Source organism: Mesorhizobium sp. 131-3-5 (genome assembly GCF_016756575.1).
GTDB classification, from domain to species: domain Bacteria; phylum Pseudomonadota; class Alphaproteobacteria; order Rhizobiales; family Rhizobiaceae; genus Mesorhizobium; species Mesorhizobium jarvisii.
The window spans coordinates 1441696-1454298 of the sequence record NZ_AP023254.1 but is presented as its reverse complement, the minus strand read 5'-3'; the positions used below and the strand labels follow the sequence as shown (position 1 = coordinate 1454298).

Annotated in this window: 17 protein-coding genes; 9 read left to right on the top strand and 8 right to left on the bottom strand. The window is 62.4% G+C overall.

Annotated elements, in window-relative coordinates:
- The first annotated feature begins 22 nt into the window (after positions 1-22).
- On the top strand, positions 23-943 hold the full coding sequence (locus JG747_RS07165) for a diacylglycerol/lipid kinase family protein (protein WP_202361454.1): 921 nt from the start codon (positions 23-25) through the stop codon (positions 941-943).
- Positions 944-972: 29 nt separating this feature from the next.
- Here the strand turns inward: JG747_RS07165 and JG747_RS07160 are convergent, their stop codons facing one another.
- Positions 973-1146: a hypothetical protein gene (locus JG747_RS07160; protein WP_019861585.1), complete on the bottom strand. Its 174-nt coding sequence runs from the start codon at positions 1144-1146 to the stop codon at positions 973-975.
- Positions 1147-1300: 154 nt separating this feature from the next.
- Here JG747_RS07160 and JG747_RS07155 point away from each other — a divergent pair, with 154 nt between their 5' ends.
- A complete protein-coding gene (locus JG747_RS07155; RefSeq protein WP_202361453.1) occupies positions 1301-2833 on the top strand; it encodes a sensor histidine kinase in 1533 nt (510 codons plus the stop codon).
- 26 nt (positions 2834-2859) lie between these two features.
- Here JG747_RS07155 and JG747_RS07150 read toward each other — a convergent pair whose 3' ends face one another.
- The 3 genes from JG747_RS07150 to JG747_RS07140 form a co-directional block, all read right to left on the bottom strand.
- Positions 2860-3318, bottom strand: a complete 459-nt coding sequence (locus tag JG747_RS07150) for a hypothetical protein (RefSeq protein WP_202361452.1) — start codon at positions 3316-3318, stop codon at positions 2860-2862.
- A gap of 8 nt (positions 3319-3326) precedes the next feature.
- Positions 3327-3653: a DUF883 family protein gene (locus JG747_RS07145; RefSeq protein WP_019861589.1), complete on the bottom strand. Its 327-nt coding sequence runs from the start codon at positions 3651-3653 to the stop codon at positions 3327-3329.
- A gap of 222 nt (positions 3654-3875) precedes the next feature.
- A complete protein-coding gene (locus tag JG747_RS07140; RefSeq protein WP_202361451.1) occupies positions 3876-4637 on the bottom strand; it encodes a Crp/Fnr family transcriptional regulator in 762 nt (253 codons plus the stop codon).
- 208 nt (positions 4638-4845) lie between these two features.
- Between JG747_RS07140 and JG747_RS07135 the strand changes: the two genes are divergently transcribed.
- Positions 4846-5166 (top strand): response regulator, encoded by a 321-nt coding sequence (locus JG747_RS07135; protein ID WP_051112925.1) that lies wholly within the window; start codon positions 4846-4848, stop codon positions 5164-5166.
- A 32-nt stretch (positions 5167-5198) separates the two neighbouring features.
- Here the strand turns inward: JG747_RS07135 and JG747_RS07130 are convergent, their stop codons facing one another.
- Together JG747_RS07130 and JG747_RS07125 are read right to left on the bottom strand one after the other, a co-directional pair.
- Positions 5199-5750, bottom strand: a complete 552-nt coding sequence (locus JG747_RS07130; protein WP_010911883.1) for an RNA polymerase sigma factor — start codon at positions 5748-5750, stop codon at positions 5199-5201.
- Between the two features lie 3 nt (positions 5751-5753).
- Positions 5754-5957, bottom strand: a complete 204-nt coding sequence (locus tag JG747_RS07125) for a NepR family anti-sigma factor (protein ID WP_019861594.1) — start codon at positions 5955-5957, stop codon at positions 5754-5756.
- A 223-nt stretch (positions 5958-6180) separates the two neighbouring features.
- On the opposite strand from JG747_RS07125, the gene JG747_RS07120 reads away from it, so the two are divergent.
- The 6 genes from JG747_RS07120 (at position 6181) to JG747_RS07095 (ending at position 9883) form a co-directional block, all read left to right on the top strand.
- Positions 6181-6975 carry a response regulator gene (locus tag JG747_RS07120; RefSeq protein ID WP_064990804.1) on the top strand — a complete coding sequence of 265 codons (795 nt, stop codon included), beginning with the start codon at positions 6181-6183 and terminating at the stop codon, positions 6973-6975.
- Between the two features lie 331 nt (positions 6976-7306).
- Positions 7307-7471 (top strand): DUF1328 domain-containing protein, encoded by a 165-nt coding sequence (locus JG747_RS07115; protein ID WP_010911886.1) that lies wholly within the window; start codon positions 7307-7309, stop codon positions 7469-7471.
- A gap of 189 nt (positions 7472-7660) precedes the next feature.
- Positions 7661-8695 carry a sensor histidine kinase gene (locus JG747_RS07110; protein ID WP_019861595.1) on the top strand — a complete coding sequence of 345 codons (1035 nt, stop codon included), beginning with the start codon at positions 7661-7663 and terminating at the stop codon, positions 8693-8695.
- Positions 8696-8745: 50 nt separating this feature from the next.
- The gene (locus JG747_RS07105) at positions 8746-9099 is read left to right on the top strand and encodes a hypothetical protein (RefSeq protein WP_202362398.1); all 354 of its coding nucleotides are present in this window, start codon (positions 8746-8748) and stop codon (positions 9097-9099) included.
- Positions 9100-9227: 128 nt separating this feature from the next.
- Positions 9228-9554, top strand: a complete 327-nt coding sequence (locus JG747_RS07100; RefSeq protein WP_027047471.1) for a hypothetical protein — start codon at positions 9228-9230, stop codon at positions 9552-9554.
- 83 nt (positions 9555-9637) lie between these two features.
- The gene (locus JG747_RS07095) at positions 9638-9883 is read left to right on the top strand and encodes a YMGG-like glycine zipper-containing protein (RefSeq protein WP_019861598.1); all 246 of its coding nucleotides are present in this window, start codon (positions 9638-9640) and stop codon (positions 9881-9883) included.
- Positions 9884-9981: 98 nt separating this feature from the next.
- Here the strand turns inward: JG747_RS07095 and JG747_RS07090 are convergent, their stop codons facing one another.
- Positions 9982-11622, bottom strand: coding sequence for a CHASE domain-containing protein (locus JG747_RS07090; protein WP_019861599.1), 1641 nt, complete (start codon positions 11620-11622; stop codon positions 9982-9984).
- 150 nt (positions 11623-11772) lie between these two features.
- On the bottom strand, positions 11773-12597 hold the full coding sequence (locus tag JG747_RS07085) for an ATP-binding cassette domain-containing protein (RefSeq protein ID WP_019861600.1): 825 nt from the start codon (positions 12595-12597) through the stop codon (positions 11773-11775).
- Positions 12598-12603: the final 6 nt, after the last annotated feature.

The window sequence follows — 12603 nt, the reverse complement described above, 5'->3', positions numbered from 1 at the left end:
GACTGACATAACGGAGCGGGGCATGAAATTTGCAGCGGTGCTGAACCGGGATGGCGGCACCTTGCGCACCACCGACCTCGCCGCCTTCTCCGACAGGATGCGCCAGACGCTGGAAACGGCAGGCCATTCGCTGAGTATCGAAGTGGTTGCCGGCAAGGACGTCGTGGAGAGCCTCGACAGCGCCGCCTCGCGCCGCGCCGTCGATGTCGTGCTGGCGGGTGGCGGTGACGGAACCATTTCAGCGGCGGCCGCGAGACTGATGGGCAAGAAAAAGGCGCTTGCCATCTTGCCGGCCGGCACCATGAACTTGTTCGCGCGTGGCCTCGGCATTCCGCAGTCGCTCGATGCCGCGCTGAAATCCTTCGCCGACGGTGAGATCATCGCCGTCGACATGGCCACCGCCAATGGCCGTCCCTTCGTTCATCAATTCTCGATCGGCATGCATGCGAAGATGGTGCAACTGCGTCAGGGAATGGAATTCGGCTCGCGCCTGGGCAAGATCGGCGCTTCGGCCAAGGCGGCATGGGCGACAATCAAGAACCCGCCGGCGATGAACGTCACGCTCGCTATCGGCAAGGCCGAGATGACGGCGCGCATCTCAGGCATCGGCGTCACCAACAATCTGTTCGGTGAAGGCCATCTGCCCTATGCGGACAATCCTTCGGGCGGCGTGCTCGGCATCTACGTCACGGTGGCGCAACAGCGCGCCGAACTGGTGAAATTCCTATTCAACGTGGCGCGCGGCAAATGGCGCGACAACGAACATGTCGAGATTCACCAGGCTGACCGCACCGTCCTGAAAATCCATTCCGGCAGCAGAAAGTTCCGCGCCGTCATGGATGGCGAACTGGTCAGGCTCGAGCGTGAGACGACGATCGAAATCCAGCCCGGCGCGCTGAATGTCCTGGTGCCGGCCAGCATCGCCGAGGCAAAGGCCGCCTGATGCAATCTCCAACCATGACGGCCGAAAATCTAGCCGCCCGGCGCGCTTTCTTGCTGCGTCGCCGGTGTCTTGACCACCTCACCATAGATTTCGGCGATGCCCCAGGCCGCAAAGGCCAGAAGCAGCCCGGCGATCAAGATGCGCAGGCCATGCCAGCCCCACCGCCCCTGCCGCGCTTTGTCCTCGGGAATGATCTTGGTCATGGCCGGTCCCTGTTTCGTTTTGCGCCCGTCGGCGCACTCGGCAAATCACGGTCGGGTAACGGTTCCTCGCTAGGATGGTTCCGGGAGGCAAGCTTGTCACGGGCCGGTGCGTCGGCAGGACGGCGAAGACCGGCATGGGCATTTGGGGTTTGGGGTGGATAACAAGGTAGAAATACGAGCGAGCCTGCCGGCCGAGGTGGCGCTGGCGGTCAATGCCGAAGACCGGCTGGCCGTGCTGCACGGGCTGGAGATGCTCGATACGGCGGCTGATCCGGATTTCGACCGCATCACCAGCCTTGCCGCGGCCGTGATGCAGGCGCCCACCGCCCTTGTCACACTCGTCGACATCGAGCGGCAATGGTTCAAGTCGTGCTTTGGCCTCGACGAGACCGAAACCGCGACCGGCATCTCTTTCTGCGCCCATGCCATCGCCGCCGGCGACGAGCCCATGGTGGTGACGGACGCAACGACGGACCCGCGCTTCAGAACCAACCCGCTGGTCACCGGCAAACATCATGTGCGCTTTTATGCCGGCGCGCCGATGGTGGTGGCAGGCGCCAGGATCGGCACGCTGTGCGTGCTCGACCGCAAACCGCACGCCTATCCTTCCGGGGCAAAGCTCGACCAGTTGAAGACGCTGGCCGGCCTCGCCGCCAGCCTGTTCACCTTGAAGGACGCCACCCGCAGCGGCGCCATTGCCGAAGCAGCCCTGGCGCGCGAGGAAAAGCGGCGCGCCATCGCGCTCGACGCGGCTTCGCTCGCCAGCTGGGCATGGGACATCCGCACCGACATGATCGAATGCGATGTCCGGCTATCGGAACTGTTCAACCTGCCGCGCTCCACCCGGCTGCGGGCGCGCGACATCCTGACCGCCATCGACCCGCGCGATGTCTACCAGACCGAAACCCGCTTTCGCGATGCCCTGTCCGGCAGCGACGACTATTTCGGCGAATACCGGGTGAAGGGCTTTCATCCGCCGCGCTGGGTGGCCACGCGCGGCCGCGTCATCGAGCGCGACGGCGATGGCAAGCCGACGCTGATCTTCGGCGTCAACTACGACATCTCCGAACGCAAGCTCGGCGAGGAGCGGCAGCGGCTTCTGCTGCGCGAGCTCAACCACCGCGTCAAGAACACGCTGGCGACCGTCCAGGCGCTGGCGACGCAGACCGTGCGTCATGCCCGCCAGCCCAGCGAATTCCTCGATGCCTTCGGCGCCCGGCTTCAGGCGCTGGGCATCGCCCACAACCTTTTGTCCGACCGCGAGTGGCGCGGCATCGGCATCCGCGAACTCGCCCAGATCGAGATCAGGCCGTTCGACACCGCCGACCAGCCGCGTATCACGGTCTCCGGCGCCGATCTCTTGCTGTCGCCGGACCAGGCCGTCGGGCTCGGGCTTATCCTGCACGAACTGGCCAACAACGCGCTGCAACATGGATCGCTGTCGATTGCATCGGGCAAGGTCGATCTCGGCTGGAAGACACAAGGCAGGAAGGGCAACCGGCGCTTGGTGCTGACCTGGCGCGAAAGCGGCGGCCCTGCAGTCGCCCCGCCGGAGCGCCACGGCTTCGGCTCGATCCTCATCCGCCGCAGCCTGGCCAAGGTCATTTCAAGCGAAGTGACCCATGAATTCCGGCCGGAAGGCGTGTTCGCCGAAATATCGATGCCGCTGGAAGATCTGTCCAAGTGACGGATCTTTGATCCCAGGCCGGGGCGTTATTTCCCCTCGCCGGCATCCGGATCGTCGGGCTTCACATTCTCGCGGTAGATGGCATAGGCGGCGAGCGCCACGGCCGGGCCCAGAAGGACACCGAGGCCACCTTTTCCCTTGAGCAAGGTCGGCAGCACGGCGAGTGCAGCCGTGATGCCGAGCGCCTTCATGTCAGCACTGCGCCGCCTTGACTCGCGGCGGGCACGGGCGCCCGACGTCAAACGATGGACCAGGAGAACGAGCCCGGCGATCACCAGAAAACCGACACCGAAGCCAAGCGCGGCGGCGAACGATCCATAGCGGGCGGCGGCCCAGATATAGGCTGCCCCGACCAGGAAGCCGAGCCCGCACAATGCCGCCAAAGCGACAATCGCATAGACGATGGCCGCCGTACGTGCGCGACGTATGGCGGCCACGGTTTCACCCGAGGCGAAACCCGAGAGCAGGGATGCCAACAGTCCCATTTGGGGAACTAGCGACGTGCGAGTAGCGCGAAGAGGAAGCCGACGCCGGCGGCGATCGCCAGCGACGTCACCGGCTTCTCGCGGACATTTGCCAGCAACTGCGCCTCGATGTCCTTGGCACTGCCGCGCAGGCTGTCGAAGGCCGCTTCGCCCTGCGCGCGCAATTGCTCAACGCCCTCGGTGGCCGCGCGGCGGGCAGTGCCATAGCCGTGTTCGCCGGTTTTGGCCAACTGCTTGGTGAGCTTGTCGATATCCGCCTTCAACTGCCTGATGTCGGCTTCGAGGTCCGAATTCGCCCGCGCCTCGTTGGCGCTCTTTCCTGCGGCGGTTGCCATTGCTTAACTCCTTGTGATTGCTCGATTTCAAACGCGCCTTGCGCCTCAAGGTTCCGGCATTGGGACAAACTAGAGCAACTCCAGGAAAAGTGTGAAACGGTTTTCCGTCCGGAGTTGCGTCAAAACAAAGAGATAGAGCAGTTCGCTATCTCCGTGAAACACTGCTCTAGCCGAAAACGTGCGCGTGCGCACCAATCGCCAATCCATGGCCAGAAACGCGTCTCAGATCAGCGGGCGACGCCCCTCGCCCAGCCCTTCCCAGCCGGCGAGTTGCTTGAGCCCTTCCGCATCGACCACCTCGCAACCACCATCGCGCCAGAGAATCAGCTTGCGATCCATCAGCTTGCGGATCGTCTTGTTGGTGTGAACCAGCGAAAGGCCGAGCGTGTCGGCGATATGTTGTTGCGTAATCGGAATCTGGATGGATTGCTTGCCGTTCAGCCCCACGACCTTGGCACGGCTGCCGATGAAGGCAATCAGATAGGCGGCGCGCTCGATCGCGCTGCGGCGGCCGACACTTAGCAGGTTCTCGTCCAGCATGCGTTCCTCGCGTGACGCGATCCAGGTGATGTCGTAGGCAAGACCCGGATGGTTGCGGTAGAGTTCATGCAGACTGTCGCGCTCGAAGACGCAAAGCAGCATTGGCGACAGGGCCTCGACGGAATGCTGCATTTCCCCCATGACGCTGCCTTGCAGGCCGATGAGATCGCCGGGCATGAGGTAGTTGAGGATCTGCCGGCGACCGTCCGGCAACAGCTTGTAGCGGAACGCCCAGCCGGACAGTACCGTGTAGAGATGAGCGCTGTGGCTTCCTTCCACGATGACCGTGGCGCCCTTGTCGACCGCCAGTTCCCCTTTCTTGAAGGTACTGATGAAGGCCAGCTCCTGCTTTTCGAACTCGCGGAAAACCGGCAATGGCCGCAAAGGGCACTTCTCGCAAGGATATTGTCGACTCGATAGGGAGCGCCCATTCTGGCCTGGCATTTCGACCCCTCTTCGAAAGCCTGCCGGTCAGCAGGTATGTCTAAAACGTTTTGCCAGGATCGGAGTTCCGCGCTAGGGCCATGTCTTTTTTAAATGACAGCGCGCCGAATTGCGATCATGACTCCCGGCGTTTCAAGGAGCCACTACCGTGCCCAATTTGCTTGACGGATTGCGAATTCTCGTCCTCGAGGACGAATTCCTCATCGCCATGGATGTCGAGCAGCTCTGCCGCGACCACGGCGCCGGCGAGGTGGTGGTTGCCCGCGACCTGGCCGAGATCGATGGCCGAAAGGTGGCAACGCAATTCGACGCGGCCATCGTCGATCTGATGCTGGGCGGCACCTCGACGCTCGAATTCGCCGCCGGCCTGCGTGAGACAGGCGTGCCTTTCGTGTTTGCCTCCGGCTATTCCGATGCGGACGAGATCAAGGCATCCTTTCCAGGGGTGAAGCTCGTCACCAAGCCTTATTCGGGCGAAGATCTCGTCGAAGCGGTGGCGCTGGCCTATGGACGCGGCTCTCCGGGGTGAGATCGATCCGGGTCCGCTACCCGGATCTCACGTCAATGCGCCGCAGTCCCCGTGACCTGGGCCGAGATCGCATCGGGACCGTATTCGTCCTCGCCGGAAATCTTGAGAATCTCCTGCAGGCGCGTGCGCGCCCTGCTGACGCGGCTCTTGATCGTTCCGACCGCGCAACCGCAGATTTCAGCGGCCTCCTCATAGGAAAAGCCCGATGCGCCGATGAGGATGATGGCCTCGCGCTGGTCTTCTGGCAACTGCTCGAGAGCGCCACGAAAGTCCTTGAGATCGAGTTGGCCGTGCTGGGCCGGATGCACCGCGAGCCTGGCCGTCATGATGCCGTCGCTGTCCTGCACTTCGCGGCCGCGTTTGCGCATCTGCGAATAGAATTCATTGCGCAGGATGGTGAAAAGCCATGCCTTGAGGTTGGTGCCGGGCTGGAAGCTCTCATGCTTGTCCCAGGCCTTGACCAGCGTTTCCTGAACGAGGTCGTCGGCCTTGTCGGCATTCTGCGTCAACGACACGGCAAAGGCACGCAAGCTCGGGATTGCCCCAAGCAGATCGGTCTTGAAGCCTTGGGAGACCGCTGCCATGGCTCAGTCCTTCTTCTGTGCGGGTTCGGCCTGTTCCAGCTGGCTGAGCAGCTGGGCAAAGCGATCCGGCACATCGTCAGAGACCAGCTCGTCATAATATTGTTTGAGTTTGCGCCCGATTTCGGAGTTGGCCCCGAGCGGGTCACCGACGCCGTTCCGGCGCCTGCCCTCGGCGCCAGCCAAAATATCTTTCGTCATATCCTTCATTTCGCCCTTATATTCCCAGCACTAGGCCGCTCATACTCAACTCGACACAAGGCAAGCGGCTCCCTCGTCTGGTTGCCCATCCCGACCGCAAAACGCCGTTATCGGCTTTTCGTTCCATATCGGCCGGAACTTTTTGAGAAAACCCGCGTTGTATTAGCGGGGCTTGCAATCAGCTTGACCTGCAATCCGGGCAATCGCGTCATACTGAGGGAGACGTCTTATCATGAGTTTATCCGCTACCATCGCACCGCACCTGCCGTTCCTGCGCCGCTTTTCGCGCGCCGTCTCGGGATCGCAAGAGAGCGGCGACGCGCTGGTCGCTGCGATGCTTGAGGCCATCATCGCCGATGTCGACATCTTCCCCGAAGCATCGAGCGACCGTATCGCTCTGTACAAGGTCTTCGCCAAGCTTTTCACGTCCGTCGCCATCCGCGTGCCGCAGGAGCAGGCCCAATCGGCGTGGGAACAGCGCGCCGCCGCCAATCTCAACGCCATCGCGCCCCTTCCGCGCCAGGCCTTCCTGCTGGTTGCCGTCGAGGGTTTCAGCGAGGACGAGGCAGCCGAGATCCTCGACGTCGGCGACCAGCAATTCTCCGAGCTGCTTGCCCAGGCAAGCAACGAGATTTCCCGCCAGGTGGCGACCGATGTGCTCATCATCGAGGACGAACCGCTGATCGCCATGGACATAGAGGAGATGGTCGAGAGCCTCGGCCATCGTGTCGTTGGAACCGCGCGCACGCACGCCGAAGCGGTGACGATGTTCGGCAAGACGCGGCCGAAGATGGTGCTGGCCGACATCCAGCTCGCCGACGGCAGTTCGGGCATCGAGGCGGTCAACGAGATCCTGTCGTCAACCTCTGTGCCGGTGATCTTCATCACTGCCTTTCCCGAACGCCTCCTGACCGGCGAACGCCCCGAACCGGCCTTCCTGGTGACCAAGCCGTTCAATCCCGACATGGTCAAGGCACTGATCAGCCAGGCGCTGTTCTTCGATCGTCAGGCGAAGGCCGCCGCATAAGTCGCTGCCTTTCCAGCCGGGAAAGCCAAACCCAAAGGCCGCCCGATGCGAATGCGTCGGGCGGTTTTTTTGCCAAACCGGACCCATCCGTCGCGAATTTCGAGGCGCTTTGCCTCGAGCAGTTCACCGTGTCAGGGAAACGTCGAGCTGCTCTAAGTTGTTGTTTTGACGCAATTCCCAAGGGGAACGCGCGACGCGCTTTCCCGGGAAAATCGTTCACACTTTTCCTGGAGTTGCTCTAACGGTTTGCAAGCATCGCCTTTTTCGGCAAAGGGTGGAACAAACCGCACCCACCCACGTTTTCCCTGCAGCATTCGGAAGGAGATGAACCATGCTTTACTGGGCGCTCGTATTTCTCGTTGTGGCGATTATCGCCGGCGCGCTTGGTTTCGGCGGCATCGCCGGTACATCCGCCGGCATAGCGCAGATATTGTTCTTCATCTTTCTCGCCTTCCTGGTCATTTCGCTCCTGGCCGGCCTGTTTAGACGGGCGTGAGGCGAACGCTTCTCCGAGCGAACACTGGAAGCCGCACCCCTCAAACGGTTTCCAGCCACCGCCGGGCGGTATCCTTCAAAGGAGACCGTCCGGCGGACCGTTTTTGGGGGGATGGCTCCTCGGAAACTTCATTTGGGAACCCATTTCATAGTGAGCCGTTCAGCGTGAGTTGGGTGGACAGATCGACCGATGCGTTCCAGGACTGCAGATAAGACGGAAGGCGCACGGAGCGACGAAGTCATCGCCATGCATCCGGCCGAAAGTGGCATGCAGCTTGGCCGGGCTCTTCTTCACGCACTGCACAATGCCGGCATTTCCGTCCTCTATCAGGATCGCGACATGAAAACCGTCTGGGCCCGCAACATGCGCGCGCCCTGGATTTCAGACAACTCCGACGGCAATGGCATCCTGCCGATGGCGCAGGCCGACCGCATCAGCACCGCCAAGCGCGACGTGGTCGCCACCGGCAACCCGGAGCGCCTTGAGATCAGTGTTCCTGTCGAAAACGGCGTACGCTGGTTCCAGGTCTGGGTCGATGCCGACCGCGGCGACGCCGGCGACGTGCAAGGTGTCGTCACCACCATGGTCGAGACGACCGAGCAGAAGCGGCGCGAACAGACGCTGACGACGCTGCTGCGCGAGGTCAGCCACCGCTCGAAGAATCTGCTGGCGATCATCCAGAGCATCGCGACGCAGACCGGTCGCTATTCCGACGGCATCGGCGACTTCCTCACGCGCTTTCGCGGCCGGCTGCAGTCGCTTTCCTCCTCCCAGGATCTGGTGACATCTTCCAACTGGCGAGGTGCGGCGCTTCATGAATTGGTGACGAGCCAGGTCGGCCGCTATGGCACGAACACATCGCATAGCCTTCGCCTCCGGGGCGCCAACCCCTATCTCAATCCCAATGCCGCACTGCATATCGGCCTGGCGATGCATGAACTCGCAGTCAACTCGGTCAGCTACGGCGCCCTGTCCCGACCGGATGGATTCGTCGAGGTGACCGCCAATCTCGAGATCATCGCCCCTGGCGAGGTCACACTCTCGCTGACATGGGCCGAAGCCATAGGAACCAATGGCGGCCGAGGGAGCCAAAAGCGTTTCGGCAGCGTCGCGCTGGAGCGGGTGGTGCCGGCATCCCTGAGCGGAACCGCAAGCCTCGACATCGCGGACGGCCGCCTTGAATACCGTCTTGTCGTCCCACACAGCAATTTCGAGACGCAGTGAACGACTAGAGCGTGATGTCTGGACAAAGGGAGACCGTTTGCCCAGATATCTTGCGCTATCTCTTTGATTTAGAGGCGGATTCAGATTTCAGGTCGATCCGACCAGAAATCATCCGGCTCTGGCCGCAATCAACGATCCTTAACCGGCTGTTCACCATAAGGGCGGATGCTGTTTTTCCCAGATGCCGCTGCAATCCGCTGGGTTGCGGCACGGTGTGGGAGGAATGCTTGGCGGTCGCCGACATGAACAGACTGGAACAGGCTGCCCGTGTTTCGATGGGCGAATTCCAGGATCCCGAAGCATCCGCGGAACCGCTTAGCTCGCCGCATCACACATTGCTGTGGGGCATCGTCCTGGCGGCGGCCTCGACAATTCTCCTCATCGCTATGTTCCAGCTGCCCTGACCGAACCCCTGCTGACAACAGTGCGCGCTGTTAACCGGTTCAGCGCCGGCATTATTCGCATCTCACCCCGACCGCTCAGGAACTTTTGGCCGATACGGGCCGTTGTTGAGGCGAGAGGACATGTCGCCATGGAACACATCGCTGCATTGTTGCTTGTCATCGGCTGCAGCAACTCGATGACCGATTGTCGTGAGCTGCAGGTGCCGGTGAGCATTTTCGAAACCGCCGACGAATGCACCGCCGAACGGCCGTTTGCCATGGGCGACGTGCAGGGGCAGGCGCAGCACATCGTCGCCAGATGTCTCGCTGTCGATCCAGCACTTGAGGATGACTACGACCAGGTCGTCTGGAAGGTGCTTCCCGACGGCAGCCTCGACGCCTCTCTTGCCATTTCCAGCCTTGTCATGGCATCGAATGCGGCGCGCCCAGAAAAAGACTATCTTAGCCAAGAATAAATTCGCGCAGCAAAGGCCGTCATTTCATGCTAAATGGCTGCTGGAGCTTACCAAAGTGTGGACACAAAGTGAGGAGTGACTCTATGCGGAAGATGATTATTGCCATGGTTGCGGTTGCCGCTCTCAGCGGCTGCACCTCGACCGAGCAGGACGTGGTTGGCGGCGGCTTGATTGGCGCCGGCATCGGCGGTCTGGTCGGCGGCGGCAAGGGCGCGCTGATCGGTGCGGCTGTCGGTGCCGGTTCCGGCCTGCTGGTGCGCAACCTGCGCAATGGTTACTGCCAGTATCGCGATCATCGCGGCCGGATCTACACGGCCCGCTGCAACTGATTCGGCGATAGTCGAAACTTCGATCCGGAGGCCGGTTCGCCGGCCTCCGGATTTTGCACGTATGGGCGTGCCATTTGCTGTCGGCCTGAATATTCGTCTCAGCCTGTCAGCGGAATTTTGATTTCCACCTTCAGACCGTCGGCCTGAAAATCGCGCTTGATCGTGCCGCGCAGTTCACGCGTGACGTTGAGGTCGATCAGCTTGGTGCCGAATCCGGTCTCGGCCGGCGCCTCGACTTTTTTCTTTCCGGCCTCCCGCCAGTTCAGAGCCAGCGTCCGCTCCCGCCCGCGCCCTTCCACCGACCACTCGACCTTGAGCGCCCAGTCGCTCCTGAGCGAATTGGCGGAATTGCCGGCTTCGCCATATTTGAGCGCATTGGTCGCCAGCTCATGGAAGGTCAAGCCAAGCGCCTGCGTCGTGGTCTCGTCGAGCAGCACCTCCGGTCCCGACAACAACCCCTCGGGGAGGTCCTTGCCGAACACCTGGCCAAGCTCGATGCGCAGGAGGTCGGCGAGATCGGCCTTCTGCCAGCGCGAGCGCGTCAGCATGTCCTGGGAGGCGGCCATCGCCTGCAGCCTGGCCGAAAAAGACGCCGAAAACTCGTTGACGTCGGTCGCCCGCGACGCCGTCTGCCGCGCGATCGCCAGCACCCGGGTGATCGAATTCTTGATGCGATGCTTCATCTCCTGCAGCATCAGGTCTTTTTCGAGCAGGCTCTTTTCGGTCGTCTCGTGCAGGCGCGAGGCCGCCTCATAGGCGCGCTCCTGATAGCGCGCCACCAGCGCGATGGCGCCCGCCGCGAGCAGGCCGAACAGCCCCAGCATCACAGGGATGGCGCGCGACGACGGCTGCGAGAACGCGCTGGTCGGCCGGAACAGCACCGTCCACGGGCGGCCGGCTACCGTGAGCTTGCGGGTGACCAGCAGCCGGTCGCCAAAGGCGGAGGCCGGCGGGGTCTCCGACCGGAACAAGAGATTGTCGCCGCTCACCGCGCCGTCATAGATCTCGGTGTTGACCGGCAGCAGCGGCGCGCGACTGAGCGCGATCTGGAAAAGATCCCGCGCCCGGAAGGCCGCATAGAGAAAGCCCGCGGTCGAGGATCGCGATGCGTTGATGACCTCTGGCGCGGTTTCGACGTTGAGCCGCACGAAAACCAGGAAGCCGGGGAAGGTCTGTGTCGCGCCTGTGCCCTGGCCCAGTTGCACCAGCCCGCTCGCGTGCTGCTTGTCGTCGGCCATCGCCTGCTCGATCGCCGCGCGCCGCACTCGTTCGCTGAACATGTCGTAGCCGATGCCCGTCTGGTTGGACGGATCCAGCGGCTCGAAGAGCATGATGGGCGTGCGCCAGGGCTGCGTCGTCTCCGGATAGATCGGATGGCTGGCGCCGAAATCGTGCAGGATATCGCGTTCGGCCGCCGCCTCGTCACCCGTCTTGACGAGTCTTAGGAATCCGATGCCCCGCAGGCCGGCGAAATTGTTGTCGATGTCCAGCGCGTTGAAAAACGCCTTGAACTCGCTGTGGGAGATATCTCCATTGCGGGCGTCGAACAGGGCCTGTGTCGACCGCAGCAGCGACAAATGCAGATCGATACGGCTCTCGATCCGGTTGAGCGCGTCGTCGGCCGCCGCTTCGAACTTGATGCGGGAGGCTTCCTGCGTCGCGAAATAGGCGAACCCCGCCATGGTCATGCTGATCAGCGCTACGGCGATGAACGCAACGATTGGAAAAAGTTTCTTCAACGGATGATGCGGTCCATGAGCAATACCGGACCTTTATGGGCAAGTCGTCAGGCCAACACAATGGCAAGGCCAAGCCATCGCGATCACTGGCATATCACGTGAGCGGCAACCGGCCATGCCGATCAGCGCATTTCGGGCGGTCGGCAGGCCTCAGGCGGCGATCTTCAGCGCGCCCGGCCCCGGGATGGCGCCCGGAGGACATTTGCCCAGGATGATCATGCCGAGCACTTCGTCCTGGGTAACATCGGTGGTGCGCGCGGTGCCGACGACCTGGCCGTTCTTCATCACGCAGACCCGGTCGGCCAGCTCGAAGACGTCGTGGATGTCATGGCTGATCAGGAAGATGCCGATACCATCGGATTTTAGCTGTTTGACCAGTTCGCCGACCTGCGCCGTCTCCTGCGGACCAAGGGCTGCCGTCGGCTCGTCCATGATCAGGATGCGGGCGTTGAACAGGATCGCGCGCGCGATCGCCACCGACTGGCGCTGGCCGCCCGACAGCTTGATCACCGGCTCCTTGAAGCGCTGGAAGCGCGGATTGAGCCGGCCCATCACCTTGCGGGCCTCGGCCTCCATGGCAACGTCGTCGAGCGTGCCCCAGCCGGTCATCAGCTCGCGGCCGAGGAACAGATTGGCGGCGGCGTCGACGTTGTCGGCCAAGGCGAGCGTCTGGTAGATGGTCTCGATGCCGTATTTCTTGGCGTCGCGCGGGTTGGAGATCGAAGCCTCCTCGCCATTGACGAATATCTGGCCGGCATCGCGCTTGTAGGCGCCTGACAGGATCTTGATCAGCGTCGATTTGCCGGCGCCGTTATGGCCGAGCAGCGCCACGACCTCGCCGGGGAAAAGATCGATCGAGGCATCGTCGACGGCGCGGATGCCGCCAAAGGCGATCGAGATGTTGCGCATGTCGATCAGCGGCGTGCCAGGGGCCGCAGTTGTGGGGGCAGTTGCGGGAGCGATTTTGTCGGCCATGATCGT

Bases quoted from the DNA above. Each gene is read 5' to 3' on its own strand.
- JG747_RS07165 (WP_202361454.1), top strand. From the start codon at position 23: ATGAAATTTGCAGCGGTGCTGAACCGGGATGGCGGCACCTTGCGCACC.
- JG747_RS07100 (WP_027047471.1), top strand. From the start codon at position 9,228: ATGGAACACATCGCTGCATTGTTGCTTGTCATCGGCTGCAGCAACTCG.
- JG747_RS07085 (WP_019861600.1), bottom strand. From the start codon at position 12,597: ATGGCCGACAAAATCGCTCCCGCAACTGCCCCCACAACTGCGGCCCCT.
- JG747_RS07160 (WP_019861585.1), bottom strand. From the start codon at position 1,146: ATGACCAAGATCATTCCCGAGGACAAAGCGCGGCAGGGGCGGTGGGGC.
- JG747_RS07145 (WP_019861589.1), bottom strand. From the start codon at position 3,653: ATGGCAACCGCCGCAGGAAAGAGCGCCAACGAGGCGCGGGCGAATTCG.
- JG747_RS07140 (WP_202361451.1), bottom strand. From the start codon at position 4,637: ATGCCAGGCCAGAATGGGCGCTCCCTATCGAGTCGACAATATCCTTGC.
- JG747_RS07095 (WP_019861598.1), top strand. From the start codon at position 9,638: ATGCGGAAGATGATTATTGCCATGGTTGCGGTTGCCGCTCTCAGCGGC.
- JG747_RS07135 (WP_051112925.1), top strand. From the start codon at position 4,846: ATGGATGTCGAGCAGCTCTGCCGCGACCACGGCGCCGGCGAGGTGGTG.
- JG747_RS07150 (WP_202361452.1), bottom strand. From the start codon at position 3,318: ATGGGACTGTTGGCATCCCTGCTCTCGGGTTTCGCCTCGGGTGAAACC.
- JG747_RS07130 (WP_010911883.1), bottom strand. From the start codon at position 5,750: ATGGCAGCGGTCTCCCAAGGCTTCAAGACCGATCTGCTTGGGGCAATC.
- JG747_RS07120 (WP_064990804.1), top strand. From the start codon at position 6,181: ATGAGTTTATCCGCTACCATCGCACCGCACCTGCCGTTCCTGCGCCGC.
- JG747_RS07115 (WP_010911886.1), top strand. From the start codon at position 7,307: ATGCTTTACTGGGCGCTCGTATTTCTCGTTGTGGCGATTATCGCCGGC.
- JG747_RS07110 (WP_019861595.1), top strand. From the start codon at position 7,661: ATGCGTTCCAGGACTGCAGATAAGACGGAAGGCGCACGGAGCGACGAA.
- JG747_RS07125 (WP_019861594.1), bottom strand. From the start codon at position 5,957: ATGAAGGATATGACGAAAGATATTTTGGCTGGCGCCGAGGGCAGGCGC.